General features: G+C 73.1%; 16 protein-coding genes. 7 read left to right on the forward strand and 9 right to left on the reverse strand.

All coding sequences use genetic code 11. The features are described from left to right. Nucleotides 1–169 precede the first annotated feature (169 nt). The 3 genes from ACFWAR_RS02530 to ACFWAR_RS02540 all read left to right on the forward strand — a co-directional run bounded on the left by ACFWAR_RS02530 (nt 170) and on the right by ACFWAR_RS02540 (nt 4,608). Nucleotides 170–2,086, forward strand: coding sequence for a hypothetical protein (locus tag ACFWAR_RS02530; RefSeq protein WP_385772428.1), 1,917 nt, complete (start codon nt 170–172; stop codon nt 2,084–2,086). A 161-nt stretch (nt 2,087–2,247) separates the two neighbouring features. Continuing rightward, nucleotides 2,248–2,730, forward strand: coding sequence for a hypothetical protein (locus tag ACFWAR_RS02535; RefSeq protein ID WP_385772429.1), 483 nt, complete (start codon nt 2,248–2,250; stop codon nt 2,728–2,730). Nucleotides 2,731–3,000: 270 nt separating this feature from the next. Then, nucleotides 3,001–4,608 (forward strand): alpha/beta hydrolase, encoded by a 1,608-nt coding sequence (locus ACFWAR_RS02540; protein WP_385772430.1) that lies wholly within the window; start codon nt 3,001–3,003, stop codon nt 4,606–4,608. A gap of 69 nt (nt 4,609–4,677) precedes the next feature. On the opposite strand, the gene ACFWAR_RS02545 is transcribed toward ACFWAR_RS02540, so the two are convergent. Then, the gene (locus tag ACFWAR_RS02545) at nt 4,678–6,012 is read right to left on the reverse strand and encodes an alpha/beta fold hydrolase (RefSeq protein ID WP_385772431.1); all 1,335 of its coding nucleotides are present in this window, start codon (nt 6,010–6,012) and stop codon (nt 4,678–4,680) included. Between the two features lie 68 nt (nt 6,013–6,080). Between ACFWAR_RS02545 and ACFWAR_RS02550 the strand changes: the two genes are divergently transcribed. Continuing rightward, a complete protein-coding gene (locus ACFWAR_RS02550; protein WP_385772432.1) occupies nt 6,081–6,698 on the forward strand; it encodes a TetR/AcrR family transcriptional regulator in 618 nt (205 codons plus the stop codon). An 86-nt stretch (nt 6,699–6,784) separates the two neighbouring features. Here the strand turns inward: ACFWAR_RS02550 and ACFWAR_RS02555 are convergent, their stop codons facing one another. Then, on the reverse strand, nt 6,785–7,876 hold the full coding sequence (locus tag ACFWAR_RS02555) for an alpha/beta fold hydrolase (RefSeq protein WP_385772433.1): 1,092 nt from the start codon (nt 7,874–7,876) through the stop codon (nt 6,785–6,787). 101 nt (nt 7,877–7,977) lie between these two features. On the opposite strand from ACFWAR_RS02555, the gene ACFWAR_RS02560 reads away from it, so the two are divergent. Both ACFWAR_RS02560 and ACFWAR_RS02565 read left to right on the forward strand, forming a co-directional pair. Further along, entirely contained in the window at nt 7,978–8,730 is a 753-nt protein-coding gene (locus tag ACFWAR_RS02560; RefSeq protein ID WP_385772434.1) for a TetR/AcrR family transcriptional regulator, read from the forward strand. A gap of 245 nt (nt 8,731–8,975) precedes the next feature. Further along, nucleotides 8,976–9,638 carry a DUF4232 domain-containing protein gene (locus ACFWAR_RS02565; protein WP_385772435.1) on the forward strand — a complete coding sequence of 221 codons (663 nt, stop codon included), beginning with the start codon at nt 8,976–8,978 and terminating at the stop codon, nt 9,636–9,638. A gap of 43 nt (nt 9,639–9,681) precedes the next feature. On the opposite strand, the gene ACFWAR_RS02570 is transcribed toward ACFWAR_RS02565, so the two are convergent. Both ACFWAR_RS02570 and ACFWAR_RS02575 read right to left on the reverse strand, forming a co-directional pair. Then, nucleotides 9,682–10,719: a PP2C family protein-serine/threonine phosphatase gene (locus tag ACFWAR_RS02570; RefSeq protein ID WP_385772436.1), complete on the reverse strand. Its 1,038-nt coding sequence runs from the start codon at nt 10,717–10,719 to the stop codon at nt 9,682–9,684. Between the two features lie 112 nt (nt 10,720–10,831). Next, a complete protein-coding gene (locus ACFWAR_RS02575; protein ID WP_385772437.1) occupies nt 10,832–12,226 on the reverse strand; it encodes a serine/threonine-protein kinase in 1,395 nt (464 codons plus the stop codon). Between the two features lie 116 nt (nt 12,227–12,342). On the opposite strand from ACFWAR_RS02575, the gene ACFWAR_RS02580 reads away from it, so the two are divergent. After that, nucleotides 12,343–12,900, forward strand: coding sequence for a hypothetical protein (locus ACFWAR_RS02580; protein WP_385772438.1), 558 nt, complete (start codon nt 12,343–12,345; stop codon nt 12,898–12,900). Nucleotides 12,901–12,944: 44 nt separating this feature from the next. Here ACFWAR_RS02580 and ACFWAR_RS02585 read toward each other — a convergent pair whose 3' ends face one another. From ACFWAR_RS02585 to ACFWAR_RS02605, 5 genes are all read right to left on the reverse strand, one after another. Next, nucleotides 12,945–13,235, reverse strand: coding sequence for a hypothetical protein (locus ACFWAR_RS02585; protein WP_385772439.1), 291 nt, complete (start codon nt 13,233–13,235; stop codon nt 12,945–12,947). Continuing rightward, nucleotides 13,232–13,987: a DUF1524 domain-containing protein gene (locus ACFWAR_RS02590; protein ID WP_385772440.1), complete on the reverse strand. Its 756-nt coding sequence runs from the start codon at nt 13,985–13,987 to the stop codon at nt 13,232–13,234. The genes ACFWAR_RS02585 and ACFWAR_RS02590 overlap by 4 nt, the downstream gene beginning before the upstream one ends. A gap of 192 nt (nt 13,988–14,179) precedes the next feature. After that, nucleotides 14,180–15,790, reverse strand: a complete 1,611-nt coding sequence (locus ACFWAR_RS02595) for an alpha/beta hydrolase (RefSeq protein ID WP_385772441.1) — start codon at nt 15,788–15,790, stop codon at nt 14,180–14,182. Between the two features lie 310 nt (nt 15,791–16,100). Beyond that, nucleotides 16,101–17,744 carry a hypothetical protein gene (locus ACFWAR_RS02600; RefSeq protein ID WP_385772442.1) on the reverse strand — a complete coding sequence of 548 codons (1,644 nt, stop codon included), beginning with the start codon at nt 17,742–17,744 and terminating at the stop codon, nt 16,101–16,103. Nucleotides 17,745–17,796: 52 nt separating this feature from the next. After that, entirely contained in the window at nt 17,797–19,959 is a 2,163-nt protein-coding gene (locus ACFWAR_RS02605) for a hypothetical protein (RefSeq protein WP_385772443.1), read from the reverse strand. Nucleotides 19,960–20,172 lie beyond the last annotated feature (213 nt).

Raw genomic sequence — 20,172 nt, forward strand, 5'->3', positions numbered from 1 at the left:
TTTACCTAAATGCTTTAGGCAAATCTCGTGCTCCTTGGTCTCTCCGGGTCGATCCTGCGAGCCGGGAGGAACGCGGTGCGCCGGCCCTCGTTACCCACGCATGACGTGCGTCCGCGGCGCCCCCGCGGTGTAGCGGCGGTGACGGCACGTCACCGAACGAGGGAGGCTCATGGCCCCGTCCATCACCCTGTCGGCCGTCCTGGCGACAGCCCTGCTGAGCATTCCCGGACCCACCACGGACACCACCACCGACACCACCGGCACCGGCGCCGGAGCGGCCGCCTCCGCCCCGCGCGCGGAACAGGTCCGGCACGACGTCGGCCTGTTCGACGTCAAGGCCGCGGACCACGCGGCGGCGCAGGAGTTCACCGCCGCCACCTCCCGTCTCGACCGGGTCGGGTTCTACCTGACCAGCGCGGCCGCCACCGGCACGGTGACCGTGCAGGTGCGCACGGCGCTGGACGGCGCCGCGTCCGCCGTCGCCACCCGGACGCTGGACCTGGCCGCCCTCGGCGGTGCGGGAGCGGGCTGGATCGAGGTTCCCTTCGGCGCACCGCTCACGGCGGGGAACCCGTACTACCTGTTCGTCCAGGCCACCACCCGCGAGGGCAAGGCGGTCGTCTGGCACGGCACGCGGACCGCCGATCCCGGGGCCCCCGTCAGCTGGAACTACGACCGGGCCCACTGGGGAGGCTGGCACGCCGATGCCGCCCGCCTGGCCTTCCGCGTCAACCCCGTCGGCGCCGACCGCTGCGGGGAGAGCGAGCCCTGCTACGTGCCCACCTCCTCGCTGGCCGCCCGTACGGCCGGGCTGCTGACGAACCAGCAGGTGACGGAGGCCGTCGCGCCCGCGTTCGCGGTGGGCGCCGGCTACGTCGAGGGCAGCAACGTCCTGCGGCTGCCGTCGGGCCGCTGGCGCCACCTGCCCGCCGGTCGCGGGGCGTCGGTGGTGACCGAGGCCGACGACCCGGGCGCGCTGAAGCAGATCGCCGAGAGCCGCGCCTGGCTGGCCGCCGGCAAGGTGCCCGGGACGACGCCCGCGCGCCGGGAGGCCTCCCGGCGGGCCCTGCTGTCCATGCGGGCCCTGCTGCGCCCGAACGGGGCGTTCGCCGCCGCCTGGTCACCGGCGTGGGAGTACTCCTGGCCCCGCGACGGGGGCTTCGCCGCAGCCGCCTTCGCCGCGACCGGCCACGACGCCGAGGCGTACCGGATGCTGCGCCACGACCAGGCGACCCAGCGTCCGGACGGCACCTGGGAGGCGCGCACCACGCTCGACGGCGCGGGTCCGCCCGACGCGCGGACCTGGCAGCTCGACGGCAACGGCTGGGTGCCCTGGGCGACCTGGCAGTGGTACCGGGCCGCGCCGACCAAGGACCGGGCCGCCAGGCTGGCCGCGCTGTACCCGATGGTCCGCAAGGCCGCCGACTACGCGGCCGACTCGCTGGACGCGGACGGACTGCCGCCCGCCGGACCGGACTACTGGGAGCTGCCGACGGACACCGCCAACATCGGCACCGCCGCGCCCCTGCTCGCGGGGCTCAACTCGGCCGCCGACCTCGCCCGGGCGTCCGGCCGCGGCGCCGACGCCACGCGCTGGGCGACGGCCGCCCGGCGCCTGGCCGACGGCATCGCGACGCACTTCGCCCCCCTGGGCTACCCGCGGACGAGCGACGGGCTGCACGGTCGCGACAGCGCCGCCGCCTTCATGGCGCCGCCCTTCAACACCGCGCCCGCCGACCTGGCCACGGCCCTCGACTCCACCCACCGCGCACTGCTGCTGCCGAACGGGGGGCTCACGCCCGGCAACGACCCCGGGTTCAGTTGGGGGGCGTACGCCTGGACGCCCAGCACCACCTTCTTCGCGCTGGCCTGGGCCGGTACGGGCGAGCGGCAGAAGGCCGAACGCGTCCTGGACTGGGTCCTGTCCAAGCGCAACGGGCTCGGCGAGCTGCCCGAGACCGTCAACGGCAGCGGGCGGCCCTCCTCGGTCGCGCCGCTCGGCTGGACCGATTCCCTGGTCCTCCTCACCGCCCTGGCCCTCGACGGCACCCCGGCCCCGACCCCGCCCACGACACCGGCGCCGTAGACCGTCCCCGGCGGATCCTGCCGGGCCGGGGGCCGGGACGGGGCTCCCGGCCCGGGCCCGACCGTACGGACGAGGTCCAGCGGGTGCGGGGTCCGCGCCGGTGGGGGAAGCTGGACGTGCCGTAGTGCCCACGGCGGGCGCAGTGGTGAGGAAGGCCCTTCGTGAACGTTTCAGCATCCGACCGTCCCGCGCGCGCCCCCCGGCGCGGGGCGCGGATGACCGCGGTGGTGTGCGCGGCGGTGGCCGTGACGGCCGTCGCCGCGCTCCCCGGTGGGACGTCATCGGCGCGGGCGCTGGACCCGCCGGACCCGGTGGTGGTCGTCGACTGTTCCGCACAGGCCCGCATGCGCCCCCAGGAGTACCTCCTGGCCTGCGGTGACGGGAACAACAACCTCGTCGACCTGCGGTGGGACACCTGGGGCGCGCGGACCGCGACGGCCACCGGCACCGACATGGTGAACGACTGCCGCCCCTACTGCGCGGCCGGACGCTTCCACGCCTACCCGGTTTCGGTGACGCTGAGCGACCCGCAGGTCTGGCCCGCGCACCCGGACGTGCGGCGCTTCACGACGATCAGGCTCCTCTACACCGACACCTCTCCGGGCCCGGTCCCCAAGGACGTGACCTACAAGCTCGTGTACTGAGCGAGCGGGCCCGCCCGCGACGACCTGCCGTCTTGTCGTCGGCTGTCCTCCTCAAGGGGGACGGGACTACGCGCGGGCGGGGCAGGTCGTTCCGCGAAGTGACGGCGGATTCGGGGGTCTTGGGGGCGAATCTCGGCCATGTGTCTTGATTCCAGGTGGTACGCGCGGGGGACTCCAGGTCGGCTCCTGGGAGGGATCCGGTCTCGTCAGGTGATCCAACACAGTGGAGGCGCACACGATTTCACCTGACGAAGGAACGGCACCACGCGCATGAAACGCCTCGCACCGCTGCTCGCCGCCGCCGGGCTCCTGGCCACCGCTCTGCCCGGACTGACGGCGTCCCCCGCATCCGCCGCCCCGACTTCCGAGTACCCGCGCCAGAAACTGGCGTGGCACCGCTGCAGTCCCGATCGGCCGGCCGAGTACGAGTGCGCGACCGTCAAGGTGCCGCTCGACTACCAGCGCCCCGAAGGCCGCACCCTCGACATCGCCATATCCCGGATGAAGAGCGAGAACCCGGCCAAGCGGCGCGGCGTCCTCCTCCTCAATCCCGGCGGCCCCGGGACCGCCGGTCTCTTCCGGCCGATCCGGGCGAACGCCGAGATGCCCAAGGACGTCCGCGACCGCTACGACCTCATCGGCTTCGACCCCCGCGGCGTCGCCGAGAGCAGCCCGATCAGCTGCGGCGACCTGAGCGAGGCGGAGGTGGGCGCCGGCGGGGCCTACCGGCCCGAGACCTTCGCCTCGGACGTGGCCTGGGCGCGCGGGATCGCCGACAAGTGCCGTGAGAAGTCGGGCGATGTGATCCCCTACATCACCACCCGCAACACGGCGCGCGACATGGACGTCATCCGCGCCGCACTGGGCGAGCGGACGCTCTCGTACCTGGGCTACTCGTACGGGACCTACCTCGGCGCGGTGTACTCGCAGATGTTCCCGGACCGCACCGACCGGTTCGTCCTGGACAGCGGCGTGGACCCGGGGCGCACCTGGCGCGGCATGATCCAGGTGCAGGGGACCGGAGCCGAGCCCGCTTTCGAGCGGTGGACGCGCTGGGCGGCGGAGCGCTCGGACACCTACGGCCTCGGCACGACGCCCGAGGCGGTCTCCGCCAGCTTCTGGGCCCTGGTGGCGCGGGCCGACCGGGAACCGATCATGCACTACGGACAGAAGATGACGGGTGACGACATCAGGGCCGACCCGTCGCTCTACTTCGATCCGGAAGCCGCCTCGGTCGTCATCAAGTCCATCAGGGCATCCGCCGACAAGGCGCCCCAGCCGCCGGTGAACCCGGCTCCGGGCGCCGTCGGGAAGGCCGCCGGCACGGTGCCCGGCGCGCGGTCACCGCTCGGCGGCGTCCGGGCCGCCGGTCCGGGGGGCGACGCTACGGGGGCCTCGGAGGCGCCGGACCCCACTCCCCCGGGCAACGCCACCGCCGCGTACTGGTCCGTGGTCTGCGGGGACGCGGACAACTGGCCCCGCGATCCGGACCAGTACGCGCGGGAGGCCGCGCAGGACAAGATCAAGCACCCGCTGTACGGGGACTTCGCCTCGAACATCAAGCCGTGCGCCTTCTGGCAGCGGCCGCTGGAGCCCGCCACCCCCATGAAGACCCGCGCCAATGTCCTGACCGTGCAGAACGAGTGGGATCCGATGACCCCGCTGAGCAGCGGCCAGGGGATGCACCAAGCACTCAAGGGATCGCGGATGGTGCTCGCGCTGGGAGGCGTGGGGCACGGCGTGTACCTCTCCAAGCCCACGGCCTGCGCCAACATACCCGTGAACGCGTACCTGTCGACGGGACGGCTGCCCGCCAAGGACGTCACCTGCGAGAACCCGCCGCCCGCCCCGAACCCGGAGGGTGCCGGAGCCCGCTGACGGCGGGGCCCACGCCGCTCGCCGTCACCATCTCGGCTGGTCGGCGGCGTGGGCCGGGCTGCGATGACTTCATTTGTGGTCGCGCATGAAGGCGGGGATCTCGTCGCGGGTCGGGTAGTTCGGCAAGGGGGCAGGCTTGTCCTGAAGGAACGCGGTGATGACGGCGGCGGCCCGGTCGTTGTTGTCGTCGAGGCCGTTCCACAGGTGATGGCCGACTCCGGGCATGTACTGCGTGCGCTGGACAGCGGGGTCATCGGCGAGGGTGGCGGTCGCCCACTGACGGACCTGGGAGGAGCATTCGGCGATCATCAGCATCGCGGGGGTCCGGGACTGCCTCAGTAGCGGTGCGATGGAGGGCGAGTCCTTGACCGTCTGCTGGACGCGGAGGCTGGCGGCGGGGCTGAAGGAGAAGTTCTGTGCGGTGTCCTCGCTGGGCATGCGGTGCGCGTCGCGCGCGCAGTAGGCGGATGCGGTGTCGCTGCCGAGGTCTGCGGCGGTGAAGGCGTTGTCGCCTTCGGCCTGTCCGATCAGTCCGGTGTCGGGGGTGAGGAGTCCGAGTCGCATGAGGCCGAATGCCACGGCGTACCGGGGGACGTGCGTCGATCGCGGTCCGGTCGGGTCGGGGGCGAGGCCTTGTGCGGATGCTCGGCCCTTGTGCCCGGCGATGTGCGCGGTGGGGCCGTCCATGGGCCCGGGCTCGGCGATGATCGCCCGGTGCAGGCGTGCGGCGGCGCCCGGGTCGGCCAGGGCCCGGGTCAGCACGACTGCACCCCCGGAGAATCCGAGGATGTCCACCTTGCCCTTGTCCAGACGGTCGACGAAGGCGGCGAGGTCACGGACCGCCCTGGAGATCGTGTACTGGTCCATGGGGAGCAGGTCGCTTCGTCCGCCGCCGGCCTGTTCGTAGGCGTAGACGTCGTGGCCCTGGCGTGCCAGGAGTTGCAGAAAGGTGTGGTCCTGCACCGAGATGCCGCGAATGGGGCCTCCGTGGAGGTACACGAACGGGACGGGATGCCGGGGGCCGGGGCTCGCGGGCGGGTAGTGGTAGACCGCGACCCGGCTGCCCGTGGCCAGGTTCCAGTGCTGAGTGGACACGAACGCCAGCGCGGGCGGATGCCGCCGGGCCGTCGGTGCGGTCGGGACGCAGACCGCCGCCGTCAGCGCCGCCGCGACGACCACCGGCAGGAACGGCACCAGCCGCGCCGGCCAGGTGCGGCGCCGACCCCGCCACAGCGCGAGGACGCTCCCGGTCCCGAGGGTCGCCAACCACGCGGCGAGCCCCGAACCCGCCCCGTCCGTGAGCGCGATCAGTGCGAGGAAGACGACGACCAGCGCCACGACGGCGGCCAGGGCCAACAGGAGGCGTCCGGTTAAGCGGACGAGACGTATCGCGGACGTGGGCACGGCGGACCTCCGACAGTTTCAGAACGCTGTTTCAAAACGACGTTATCAGAGGAGGTAGGCTGCTGACCGTGGGTAGGCCCAGAACGAACGACGAGGCCGTCAAAGAGCGGCTTGTGGAGTGCGCGACCGAGATGCTCGCCACCCGTCCGCGGGAGTCCGTCACGGTCCGCGCCGTGGCCACTGCCGCCGAGGCGTCGACGACGGCGGTGTACTCCCTGTTCGGCGGCAAGGACGGGCTGATCCGCGCGGTGCGCGACAGAGCCGTCGCCGGCCTGTTCCAGGAGCTGTCGGCGGTGCAGACCTCCGCGGACCCTCTCGCCGACCTCTACGCACTGGCCGTCGCCTACCGTCGCTGGGGGCGCGGCCACAGCCACCTGTACACAGTGCTGTTCGGTGGTGTGCAGTCCTTCGACCCGTCGGGAGAGGCCGGTGCCGGTGACCCGATCCGCCCGCTCCTCGCGGCGATCGATCGCGCCTTGACGGCGTCCGTCCTCGCCGGTGAGGCAACGTCGATCGCCCTGTCGATCTGGGCTTCCCTGCACGGGCTCGTGACTCTCGAACTCGCCGGGGCCCTCGACGCCACCACGGCCGAGGCCGCCTTCCGCTCGACGACGCACGCCACCCTGCGCGGATGGACGACCCCGGAGGTGTTCCGCGGTCTTCGCCGAGCCGAACTCGGCCGGTGACCGGATCAGGGCCGAAATCCCGGCCCTGATCCGGTCACCGGGGGTGTCCAGCCGGACGGCGGGACATCGGCCGGCCCCACACGGGGTCAGATGCCCGCTGTACCTGCCGGCTCCGCGGCGACCACGGGCCGCACACGGGTCAGCAGGAGTTCCAGGAACCGCTCCGGCCGCCGGAACGCCGCGAAATGGCTGCAGTCCTCGATCAGCGCGAAGCCCTTGACCGGCGCCTGGACGTCGTCGAAGAAGCGGCGGGCGAGCTCCGGCGGCGTGAGGACGTCCTTGTCTCCCTGGAAGATGAAGAGGGGAAGCTCGAACTTCGTGCCCTCGGCCCAGTCGTCGAAGCCGGTGGTGGCCTCAGTGATCTGCTCCGAGATGGCCATCCCCTTGACGAAGCGCCCCAGCTCGCGCAGCGAGTGCAGCGGCGAGAACCACAGGGACCCCATGACGACCTTCTTCATCGTGTCCAGCGTCAGCGGGTCGCTGGTGGCCACCAGCTTGGCGTGCATGGCGCGCTGACGGGCGGTCCACTGCCGCTCGTCGGGGTCGAGCGCCTCGACCGCCGCCAGCTCCTTGCGCTTTCCGGTCGTACGCAGCCGGGTGAGCAGGGCCTGGTGCACGGAGTCGTCACGGCCGGCGTCGTGGATGTTCTGGTCGGTGCCGACGTACGCGGAGTAGCGTTCGGGGAACTCCCGGGCGAGCCGCAGGCCGAAGGCGCTTCCGTAGGACTGGCCGAGCAGGACGATCTTCTCGGCGCCCAGGCGCACGCGTACGTGGTCGGTGACCTCGATCGCGTCCGCGTAGATCCGATCGAAGGTCAGTTCCCCCTGGCCTTCCGGACCGCTGCGGCCGAGGGTCTTGAGGGCGCCGCGCATGTCCCAGCGGACGATCGTGAAGTGCTTCTCCCAGGATCTGGTGCGGGGTCCGAAGATCGCGGTCGAGGCCCCGGGGCCGCCGTGCAGTTCCAGAACCACCGGGTTGGCCAGATCCTCGCCGCGGACCGAAATCCACTGGTCGATGCCGCCGATGCTGACGAAGCCCTGCTCGTCGATGCCGTTCGGAGTGTCGATCTTCATCAGTGAGGCGTTGCGGGAACGCTTGATGGCGCGGTGGCCGAGGGCGCCGACCGCGGGTGCGGCGAGGAGGACAGCTGCGGACGTGGCGGCGATGGTGGCGATCACGATGACTCCCTGGAGCAGAACTGTATATGCCGTAAGCGGTTGGCTATACGGTATAAACAGTTAGGGTGAGGTGTCAACGGGGTGCAGCAGAGGAGGCGGAAGTGGCCACGAAGAAGGTCGGGAAGCAGGCCGGTGTGAAGGAGAGCTTCGCGCTGCTGTGGGGTGAGCAGGAGCCGCCGAGCCGGGGCCCGAAGCCTTCGCTCACCGCGGGCCGCATCGCAGAGGCGGCCATCGCGATCGCCGACGCGGAGGGCCTGCAGGCGGTCTCGCTCGCTCGGGTGGCCAAGGAATTCGGCGTCACCGCGATGGCGCTCTACCGGTACGTTCCCGGTAAGACGGAGCTCCTCGACCTGATGGTCGACCTTGCGATCGGCCCCCCGACCGCGGTCGCCAACCTCCCCGGCGGCTGGCGCCCGCAGCTGACCGAGTGGGCCCGGCAGTGCCTGGCGACGTACCACCGCCACCCGTGGATCCTGGCAGCGACGGGCATGCGCCGCCAGATCATGGGCCCCCATCAACTCGGCTGGCTGGACGCGGCCTTGGCCGCGCTGGCCGCGACGGGGCTGTCGGCCGCCCAGCAACACGACACGTTCCTGCTGCTCGTCGGCCATGTTCGCAATGTCGCCCATCAGTACGTCGATGACGACGAGGCGGCGAACGAGGAGTGGGCCCACCTGACGGCCACGGTCCTGGAGCGACAGAAGGAGCGCTTTCCCGCCCTGACGGCGGTGGTCGCGGCAGGCGGCTTCGCCCCGCAAGGCGGGAACCCGTTGGACTTCGGCCTGGAACGCATCCTCGATGGGGTAGCGACCCTGATCCCCGGCGACCCGGGCACTCGCGGAGCTTCTGGATGATCTCCAGAAGGCGGGGCCGCCGACGAGGATCCATCCGGAGGACCGGGGAACGGAGGCAAGCACGCTCGTGTGGACGCCGCCCGGGCATGTGTGGTCCGGGCATGTGTGTAACAGGAAGGTAATGAGGCGGGGGCGGACGGAACGGATCGGCGGGCGGACGGGTCCTCCGGGGCAGAAGTACCCGCTCCCACTGGCCCGTTCGGGCCCGAGCCGCCCCGGCCACCAACCGATTCCGAGGAAAAACGATGCGCGTCCACAAGATCACCTTCGCCGCCCTGGCCGTCGCCGCCGGTCTCTCGCTGACGGCGTGCCAGAACGGCGACGACGCCGCGGCGGGTGGCGGCCCGTCGTCCGCGTCCACCGCGTCCCCGTCCGCGCCTTCGACCACGGGCGGCGCCGACCAGAGCGCCGGCAAGGGCTCCCCGGCGGTCGCGGGCGGCAAGGGCACGGCGGCCGGGACCGGCTCCGACAAGGGCGGCGCGTCCGGCTCCGCCAAGTGCCGCACCGCCGACCTGGAGATCACGGCGATCGACGCCACCATCGGCGGCGACACCGACGGTACGGTCGCGGTGCAGTTCAAGAACCGCGGCGGCCGGGACTGCACGCTCGCCGAGTACGCCGGGGTCGATCTCAAGACCAGCGCGGGATCGATCTCCGCGAAGCGTACCGACCAGCATCCCGGCCCGACCACCCTGAAGAAGGGCGCGGCGGTCTCCTTCGGCGTCACCTACCCGCTCAACACGTCGGGCGGTTCCGGTGTCCGCATCACCGGCCTGGTCGTCACCCCGCCGGACGAGACGAAGTCGGTCACCCTCGCCTGGCCGGGCGCGGCCACCCTGCCCGTCACGGACGGCAGCGGCTCCTCGGTCAAGGTCGGCCCGATCGGCAGCGCCGGCCAGGGCGGCTGACCCGGCGCGAGGCGTCGTACCGCTCGCGCTCCGGGCAGACGTCTCAGGCCGCGCGCAGGCGGACGGCGAGGGCGGCGATGTCGTCGTCCAGCCGCCCCCTGCTGTAGCGCAGGAGATCGCGGTGGAGGGCGGTGAGGAGTTCGCGGGGCGGCGTCCCGGACTGCCGCCGCATCCAGGTCGCCAGCGGGAAGAACTCGCCGTCGCGGGCGCGCGCCTCCGCGATCCCGTCGGTGTAGAGGAGCAGCAGGTCGTCGGGGGCGAGATCGAAGGTGTCGACGGTGTAGTGGTCGCCGATCAGCTCCGCGAGGCTCAGCAACGGCGATGGCGTCGCCGTTTCGAGGACGTGCAGCCTGGCGCCGTTCAGGAGCAGCGGTGGAGGGTGGCCGCAGTTGAGGACGTTCACGCGCCCGCCCCCGTGCGGGATCTCGGCGAGCAGCGCCGTGGCGAAGCGCTCCATGGCGCCTTCGGGGGGAAAGGCCGCGTTGTACCGGGTGCTGCTGGCGTCCAGCCTGCGGGCGACGGCGACCATGTCGTCCTCGTCGTACGCCGCCTCCCGGAAGGCGTTGACGATCGCGGCGGCCGCTCCGACGGCCGGCAGGCCCTTCCCCCGGACGTCACCGATGAGCAGCCTGACCCCGTACTTCGTGTCCACGACCTCGTAGAAGTCCCCGCCGATGCGCGCCTCCGCCGCGGCCGCGAGGTACAGCGACTCGATCTCGATGTCGCCGATGCGGCGCGGCAGCGGGCTCAGCACCACCTGCTGCGCCGCATCGGCGACGAGCCGCAGCTGGAAGAGCGTGCGCTCGCGCTGCAGCCGGGCGTGGCTCCCGTACGCGGCGGCGACGGTCACCGCGATGATCCCCGCGGCCGTCCACCACGTGCCCAGGTCGGGGAAGACGAGGCCGAGGCCGATCATCAGCAGGAGGCAGACCGTCCCGAGCAGCACGGTCGGCAGGACCGGCCACATGGCGGCGGCGAGGGCCGGCGCCGCGGGCAGGAGTCGGCTGAACGCCATCTCGGGCGGTGTGGCATAGGCCAGACTGGCGATGACGACGGTCAGGACGACCGGCGACAGACGCACGAGGCTTCCCGGGTCGGGGCGCCTGGGGAGCCGCGGCCGTCCGGACTCGATCACACTGACCAGAATAGAGGCGCATCAGGGGTACGGCGCTCTGACCGGCGTCACCCTGCGCTCACGCGGGACGACTGCCGGGCACCTTCCACCAGAGCAGCCAGGCTCCGGTGCCCAGGATCAGGACGTTGGCCAGCATCATCAGGGGACGCGTGGCGAAGCCGATCTCCCACCAGCCCAGCAGCCGCCGCAGCAGCTCCAGCGTGAGGAAGTACAGCACCACGTCGGCGACGATGACGACGGCCCAGCAGACCGCGGGGCTCCAGCGCGGCCTGGGCAGGGCGTGCGGCAGACAGAGGACGAGGGTCACGGTGACGGCCGCCGTCACGTGCCCCCGGCGCACCACCTCCCCCAGGTCGTTCCAGGGCAGGGCCACGCCGGTGACCCACAGCAGCGCGTAGCAGCCGACGAGGCGCAGCAGGCGCGCGGTGGCCGGGGACGGTGGGGCGGTACGGGCGGTGGGCCGGGTGGGGTCCGGGGGCGCGGGGTCGAGCACGGTGGGGCGCGGGGGGACGGGACCGGGGCCCGGGGCGTGTGCGGGCGGGGCTCCCGGTACGGGTCCGAGCCGGTGCGGGGTCGCGTCGTGGTGCGGGGCCGCGTCGTGGTGCGGGGGACCCGCCGGGGCGGGGATCGGCCGCGCCCGCGCCAGCTCCTCCAGCGCGGCCAGTGCCTGCGCGGCGCCGATCCGGTGTCGCGGGTCCTTCGTCAGCAGCGCCACCAGCAGCGGGGCGAGCGCGCCCGCGCGCCGCGTCGGCCGGGGTTCCTCGGTGGCGACGGCGATGCACAGCGCGGTGAAGCTGGGCGCGCCGAAGGGGGGTACGCCCTCGACGGCGCAGTAGAGGGTCGCGCCCAGTGCCCACAGGTCGGTCGCGGGTTCGGGCGACCGGCCCGTCAGCTGCTCGGGGGCCATGTAGGCCGGGGTGCCGATGAGCGCACCGGTGCGGGTGAGCGCCGTGGTCGCGTCCGCCGTGTGCGCGATGCCGAAATCGGTGAGGACCACCCGGTCCTCCGCGAGCAGGACGTTGTCCGGTTTGACGTCCCGGTGGACGACGCCCGACGCGTGGGCGCGCCCCAGTGCCTTCAGCATCGCCGCGCCGATCTCCGCGACCCGCTGGACGGGCAGTGCGCCGTCGCGCGCGATGGCCGCGGCGAGGGAGGTGCCGCGCACGTACTCCATGACGATCACGGGCGCGCCCTCGTGCTCGACCACGTCGTGGACGGTGATGATCCCGGGGTGGCCCAGCCGCGCCGCCGAGCGGGCCTCGCGCACCACCCGCCGGAGCAGGACCTCCCGCTGATCGGCGGTGGTGCCCGGCGCGAACGTCACCTCCTTGAGGGCCACTTCCCGGCCGAGCACCTCGTCCGTCCCCCGCCACACGCGGCCCATGCCGCCCTGGCCGACCAGCTCCAGGGGCCGGTACCGGCCCCCGATCAGCACACCGCTCGCCTCAGTCACCGCGCCAGCCTAGGGAACTCCCGCCGTTCGCGTGGCGGTCCGGGCGGTCCGGGCGGTCCGAGCACCGGCCGGGCGGTTCTGTAGGGTCGGGTGATCCACGAACACGGGGGAAGAACATGTTCACGTCCACAGCGCGGGGCGCGGCGATCGTCGTCGCGGCCCTGGCGGCACTCACCGTTTCCTGCGGCCCGGGCTCCCAGCAGGCCGGGCCGACCGCGCCCACCACCGCGGGCTCGGCCACCACCGGCGCCACGAGCCCGGCCACGAGCCCCGGCACGGGTGCCGCCGCCGAAGCCACGACCGGGGGCTCGCCGTCGGCCGGCGCACCGGCCCCGTCGGCAGCGGCGGTCGACCCGGCGGCCGCGCCCCCGGTGAAGGTCCGCGACGCCTTCGCCGGGCTCCAGGCGACCCTCGGGGGCTCCTGCACGCCGGGCGAGTGCGCCTTCTTCCTGGGCCGGGTGTACGACGAACTGCACCAGCTGGACAGGTCCATGAAGGCGGACCCGAAGGGGCCGGGCCACTTCCCCGAGCCCATCGCCCTGGTCGCGAAGCTCGACGCGGAACTCGCCGGGGACCGGTCCTTCGACAACCTCAAGGAGCACCAGGGCGTGCTGCTCGGCACCCGGGACAAGATCAACACCTGGATGCAGGGCCACCCCGACGACTACCGCTGACGACTACCGCTGACGACCAGCGCTGACGACCGCCGCCGAAGCGGTCAGCCGTCGGCCTGCTCCTGGGCCCGGTATCCGGCCCGGACCAGGGCGAGGGCCGCGCGGTGCACGGCGTGGGGAGTGGCTTCGAGCCGGTGCGGCCCGGAGGTGAGCCGGTACCACTCCTCCGCGCCGGTGTACTGGATCTCCACCAGCGCACCACCGCCCGACCGGGCGGTGGTGCGCAGGGTCAGGTCCCCGGTGACGACCCCGACCTCGTCGGTCATCGCTCCGCCGGGTCCCGCGACGACCTCGTCCACCCACTGCTCGGCGGCGCCCGCCCGGTCGTCGCTCATGAGGCGCAGGTGTCCAGCATCGTCGTCAGCATCTGCTTCTCCGCTTCCGTCACCGTCAGGCCGTACGCCGACTTGACGGTGGTCCAGGCCCTGCCGTACTGGCACCAGGCGCTCTTGTCGGTGGGCTGCCAGCTGTCCGGGGTCTGGTCGCCCTTGGACCGGTTGGCGGACGCGCTCACCGCGATCAGCTGCGGGCGGACGAGATCGTTGGCGAACTCCTTGCGGCGCTGCGCGTCCCAGGCGGCGGCGCCGGAGCGCCACGCCGCGGCGAGGGGCACCATGTGGTCGATGTCCAGCTTCCCCGCGTCGGTGACCGTGACCCCGTCGTAGAGGCTGCGCCAGGTGCCGGACGCGGCCTTGCAGTCCGCGTTCACGGTGACGTCCTTGCCGTCGCGCTTGATGACGGTCTCGCGCGTGTCGCACTTGCTGCCCTGGTCGATCCAGTGCGTGAACTTGTCCCGGGAGTACCCGGACATCGAGCCGACGGGACCGACCTTGAGCGCGGCCAACTGGGTGCGGGCCACCTGCACGGTGACCATGCCCGGCAGGACGTCGCCGGTGACCGGCTTGCCGTCGTCGCCGCCGGAGCCCTTCTTGGACGCGGACGGCGAGGGCGACTTGGCGCCGGACGCCGACGCCGACGGCTTGCCGTCGCCCGCGGCCCGGTCGCTCGCGGGCTGCGAGCACCCGGCCAGGGCCAGCAGAACCGTTACCGCCAGGATCCCACCGGGCACCCGCATCTGACGTCCCATGTCCCCCACCCCACCCAGAACCGCACCGAACCCGTTGTCCGGTTCACCCTACCCAGTACCGATACCTCTCAAGAGGGCGGCTCGCCCGCACTCCTGCCCCACCGTCACCACGGGGCCGTCCGCACCGCCGTGACACGGCAGCGGGGCCGCGCTCGACCCGAGGTCGACCGCGGCCCCGCTCCTCGGAGCTGTTCAGCGCGACAGGGTGGGAATCACGTCGCGCGTCTCGTCGACGCCGGCGTACGCGCTGCGGCGGGCCGACGACACCGCGGGCGCCTCGTCCGCGCAGACCGTGCCCCGCGCGGGCAGGGCCAGGGTGGCGAGGTAGTCGTTGACGAGCGCGCTGACGCACGCGCTCCGGTTGTAGGCGGTGTGTCCCTCGGCGGCGAAGGTGACCAGCCGTCCGTTCTCCAGCGTCCCCGCGAGGGCCACGGCGTCCTGGTACGGGGTGTCCGGGTCCCCGGTGTTCCCGAGGACCAGGATCGGCGCGGAACCCGCGGCCCGGTAGGAGCCCTCGAAGCGGCTCGCGCGCTCCGCCGGCCACTGGGCGCAGGTGGGCGCGTGGTTGTGGTCGTAGGTGGGCGGCCCCAGGCCGATGGGGGTTCCCAACAGCGGCGTCGTGGCGGACTCGGCGCCGACCATCGCGCCGAGGAGCAGCCGGTTGCCCGGGTAGACGCGGTCGGCGCACTCGACGGCCATGTTGACGTTGAGGAAGTCGAAGGAACCGGGCGAGGGCGGGTTCAGCAGCCAGGTGGTCCGGTGCTCCTGCGCCGCCCGCAGGCTCTCGCCCAGGGCGGGCCAGATCTCCTTGCCCGAGTTGATGTTGAACATCATCCGGTAGGCGAGGGTGTAGCCGGTGGCCGGGCGTCCGCTCGCGGTGACGACCGGGTCGGCGTCGAGGTCCCGCTTGAGCTGCTCGAAGGCCTGCCGGGCCTTGCCGTCGCCGAAGCCGCAGGCCGCGGGGTTCTGCGAACACCAGTCGAGGAAGCGGCCGACCGCCGCGTCCAGGGCGACGAACTGGCCCGCGTCGTAGGCGTACGGGACGTCCGCGTAGTGCCGCGGGTCGTAGGAGCCGTCCAGGACCATGGCGCGCACGCGCCGGGGGAACTGGGCGGCGTAGACGGTGCCGACGTAGCTGCCGAAGGACCGGCCGTAGAAGGTGAGCGTCTGCTCGCCGAGGGCCTGGCGCAGCAGGTCGATGTCCTTGGCGTTCGAGGCGGTGCCGATGAAGGGCAGCAGGTCGCCGGAGCGCGCCGCGCAGGCGGCGCCGACCTCGCGGCCCTGTCGGACGGCGAGTTGCAGGGCCCCCGGGCCGGGCACGCCGCGCGCGGCGTCGACGGCGGCCGCGTACTCCTGGTCGTTCCAGCACTCGATCTGGCCGCTGCGCTTGACCCCGCGCATGTCGTAGCCAACGACGTCGAAGCCGTCCCGGAGCGCGGCGGGCAGCGCGTCGTAGCTGTCGCGGGCGAAGTCCACGCCGGAATTGCCGGGGCCGCCGGGGTGCAGCAGCAGGACGCCCGTGCGGTGGGCCGGGTCGGCGGCGAGGTGCCGGGTGACCGCGATCGGGATGGTGCGTCCGGTGGGATCGCGGTAGTCGAGCGGGACCTGGGCGGTCGCGCACTCGAAGCCGTCACCCGGGTCGGCGCAGGGCCCCCAGGTCAGTGTGGGAACCGGCGGGGCGGCGAGCGGCGTCGCCCCGGCCGCGCCGGGGACGCCCCCGAGGAGGGCCGTGACCGCGACCAGGACGAGGGTGGTCCCCCAGGCTCCTCGCTTGCGCGGACGGTCGGTCGAGCGGATCTGCATGCGGTGCGACTCCCTGCGTGGAAGGTCGGTGGAGGGCCGCGCACGAGGTCGACGCGCACCGGGCCGGGGGGAGGGACCCTGCGCGCCCTCGCTTGGCTGAGCGGCGGCACGCCCAGGCTCCCACTGGTCGGGCCGGCCGGGATAGACGTTCGGCCGCACAAGATCCGGAACGCTCGGCCCCGCTCGGTGGAGCCCCCGCCGACCGCGCGCGCCCTTGGGACGCGCACGGGGCGGCCGGCGGCGCCCGGAGGACGACCCGCCCGCGAGGGGCGGGCGGGTCGGGGCGGGCGTCGGGGGGCGGGGGCGGGCCTCAACAGCCCGGGGCGCCGGTGCCGCCGCGTTGCGGCAGGCTCAGGTTGGGTGCGGAGTTCGGCCAGGTGAGCGAGACCGTCTTGGTCTTCCCGTCCGGCTGGATCTCCACGATGGGGGCCGGTTTGCCGACGGGGTTGCCGTCGCTGCCGAAGGACAGCCAGCCGCTGGCGCCCGGCAGCATCTGGGCGCAGTAGAACTGGTGCAGGATCCCGGTCTCCAGGCCCGGGTTCTTCAGCCCCGCGCTGTCCTGCCGGGCCGCGCTGATGGCGGCCACCGTGGCGTCGTGGGTGAGCATCGCCTGGCCGTTGGCGAGGTCGGCCGGGTCGAAGGCGAGGGCCGACGCGTCGCCCTGGGTGGTGAGGCGCTGGCCGGTGCACGGGTCGGGCCGTCCGGTGTACGCCGCCCAGAACTGGTCGTAGTTGTGCTTCGCGTCCGAGCCGGGGCACGCGGTGCCCCACTGGTCCGGGCTGGCCAGCGCCGTGTAGGCCACGGCGACCCGGCCGGAGGCGACCCCCTTGAGGACCGCTTCGTCGTGGATGGCCTCGGAGGCGTCGTCCCCGGCGAGGATGTGCAGCTGGGTGATCCCGCAGGGCGAGCCCTGGACCCAGTTCTCCACGAAGGCGCCGAGGTCGCGGCCGCGCCCGGCGAAGTAGACGATCGACGGCTGGGCCTGGCAGAGGTTCGCGTGCATCAGGTTGAACTGCTGGATCAGGTACGCCTTGCGGCCGGAGCCGCTGGGCAGGCTCTTGGGCGAGGTGTACGGCAGGACGGTGACGGTGCGGTTCGGCGCCTGGAGGCGGACCTTCGCCTCGGCCCCGAGGGTGGCCGTGTAGTCGTCGCCCACGACCCCGTCGACGACCACGGCGAGCGAACCGACGGCCGGGCGCAGTCCGGCGACGTACTGGTTGGCGGCGATCACCGAGTCGGTGTTGGTCGGCGAGACCCGGAACATGTCCGTGATCAGCCGCTTGCCCGCCGGGTCGGTGGGGTCGAGGTTCATCGAGTTGCCGGTCACCGTCGAGCCGATGACGGGGATGTGCAGCTTGGCGGAGATCGTCGCGGCGGCCTGCCGGGTCTCCTCGGTGCTCTGGCCGAGGCCGACGACCGCGGAGATGTGTTCGGCCTCCGCGTGCTTCTCGATGCGGGCCACCGTCTCCTTCCAGGCGCCGTACTGGCTGCCCAGGTTGGCCAGGTAGAGCTTCACGCCGGGCGTACTGCCGTACGCGGCCGTGTTGTTGGCCCGCCAGACCGCGGCGATGGCCCCTTCGATGTTGGGGTAGAGCGAGTCGTAGGTGAGGGTGTCCACGTCGGCGACGGGCGAGAGGTCGAGCATCAGCACGACGCTGGTGGAGGGGCCCTTGACGGCCGCGTTGGCCGTCTTGATCGACTCCTCCAGCTTGCGCATGCGCTCCGGTTCGGCCTTGGTGAAGGGGGCGCTCTCCAGGTTCACCCCGACGCAGGCAGGCGGCGAGCCGGCCGCGGTCATCCCGGACCCGCACCTCAGGGCGGGCCGGTTGAAGTACTCGTAGACCCAACGCCCCCCGAAGACCAGACCGACGAGGACGACGAGGGCGACGGCCAGGGACAGCACCCGATGACGGCGCAGCACTCCGAACCGGGGATTGTGGACACCTACGGTCATGAACCACTCCTAGCGGTGCGCCCGGGCCCGCCCCTCGGCGGGCCCGGAGGGGTCAGGCGAAGAGCGCGCCAGCTTGCTGGAGTGCGCTGACGTCCAATAAGCGGGAGTTGTGCGACAGCCGTTCGAAGCCCTCTTCGATCTGGGCGTCCCAGCCGTGGCTGTGTTCGGTGAGCGGGTCGTTGTAGAGCCAGAGCAGGGCCAGCAGCTTGGCCGTGGCCACCGTCACCACGCCGCTCCCCCGCCCCTCGATCCCGGCGAGCAGGAGCGCGTACACCTGCGGGGCGGACCGTTCGTGGACCAACCGGCAGGGCGCCGACGCCAGGTAGTCGAGCAGCCGCACCCACGCCCGGTGGTCGCGGTCGAAGCGGGCGGCCAGCGCGTCGGCCACCGGGGCGAACCGGCCCAGGCACAGCTCGTAGAAGAGGCGTTGTTCCTCGACGGACTCGGGCGAGCGGCCGCGGGCCGCCGACATCGCCGCCAGCGCCTCGGCCTGGCGGACGAACACCGCGTCCCAGGGGTCGACGGGCGGCGCGTGGCCGCCCGCCGGCGGTTCGGCGGGCGCGGCGGACAGCGCGGTCAGGACGCAGCGGCTCAGCCACGGGTGCAGGGTCGGGGGCCGGTCGGCCGGGCCCCAGCCGACCTCGCGGATCCGGGAGGGCGCGTGGGCGTGCGTGCTGACCCACAGGTTGCGCCGGAGCAGCTCCAAGCTGTGCGGGAGGTCGGTGAGTTCGGCCGGTACCCACGGGTCGTCGGCGGTGCGCGCGTCGGCGAGGTAGGCCGCGGCCAGCACGACGGCGGGCACCGGCGTCCAGCGCGCGGCGGGCACGGCGAGCCCCTCGGGCAGGCTGGTCTCCAGGGCGCGCGACCACAGCGGTCTGCCGCCCGGGTCGAGGGCGGCGGGCAGGGATCTCTCGACCGCGGTGGCGTCGCCGTCCGGCAGCGCGCCCTCGCGCTGTTCCTTCACGGCGGTGGCGGCGCCCCAGTGACCACCGGTGAGCCGGTGGGCGGCGGAGGCGGCCAGCGGCGGCGCGAGCGGTCCCGGGGCGCCCGTGACGTACCCGACCTGTTCCTCGGTCATCGGGTCGAGCCACACCGGGTACCAGTGGGATGCCACCGAGTCCGGGTCCGCGGCGGCGCCCGCGTCGTCCTCCCGGGCCCACTGGGCGCGGTCGGCGCGCGAGAGCAGCGGGACGCGGCGCTGCGAGGTGCCCGCGATCGGGGTGGTCCGCCAGGGCTCGCACCAGCGGGTGGTCCACTCGGGCTGCCACTGGTCGCAGGCGGCGAGCACGACCAGCGGGTCGGGCTTGGCCGAAGCGCCCTGTCCGGTCTGCCGGTTGCGGATGCGGGCGTTGATGAGGGCGCCCAGGAAGCGGCGTCCGGCGGCGGTCTGCGCGCCGTCCACCAGGAGGACCCACGCGTGGTCGTGGCGGCCGCGGGCCGCTTCGTGCTCGGGCACCTCGCAGGAGCAGGTGGACCGCAGGGCCGGGTGGCGTTCGGCCTGTTCCTGGGCGTCGGCGAGGAAGGCGGAGAGGAGCGGGGCCACGGCGGCCGAGCGGGACGCGGAGCTGAGCCGGATCAGGGCGTCGACGTAGCCCGCGTCCTCCGCCTCCGGGATGCTGACGTGCCAGCGCAGGGCGTCGCGCAGGCCCCAGCGGGCCGCGCTCTGGAGCAGGGAGCCGATGACGGGTCGGGCCTGGTCCCGGACGGCGGCTACCACTTGGCTGCCGGTCCCGGAGACCAACGGGCTGAGTGCGCCGGTGGCCACGACGTCCATGGTGGTGACCGCGGCGCCCTCGACCCGGGTGGCGAAGCGGCCCGGCCGGGTGCCCCGCGTGTAGGCCTGGATCAGGCCCCTGATCTGGTCGGTGGCCCGGGTGCGGTCGGTCTCCAGGTTCTCGTTGAGCGCGAGCAGTCCGAGGGCGAAGCGGTGGAAGACGGGGCTGCGGCGCAGGGTGTCCCAGCCGCGCATCATCTGGAAGGCCGCCAGGGTCGCGGCGGACACCGGGTCCACCGGATTCTCGTTGAAGTCGAGGTGGGCGTGCACCACCGTCGAGCCGCAGCCCTGGGACAGGTGGCCCAGCAGGGTGGACTTGCCCGATCCGCGCGGTCCGAGCAGCGCCACGACGGGCTGCCGCTGTTGTGGATATCGCCAGATCATGTGCCGCAGGAACGCCTCGGTCCCCTGCGCGTGGCCCGGCTCCGTCGTTGTGCTCACCATTGCCCCCGCCCCCCAGCTGGTCGCGTCGCCCGCGTCGACGCAACGGAAGTAAACACCGAACGGACGCTCCGTGACGGGCATACCGCGGATATCGAGGATCGCGAGAACTGCCGGTGCCGGGCCTCGTGTTCGCCGCCGCGGGGCCGCAGAATGCCAGCACCCCCACACAGGTCGAGGAGTTGATGTGCGCACACTGCCCCCTTCCGCGAC

The organism is Streptomyces sp. NPDC059917 (assembly GCF_042730635.1).
In the GTDB taxonomy this organism is placed as follows: Bacteria; Actinomycetota; Actinomycetes; order Streptomycetales; family Streptomycetaceae; genus Streptomyces.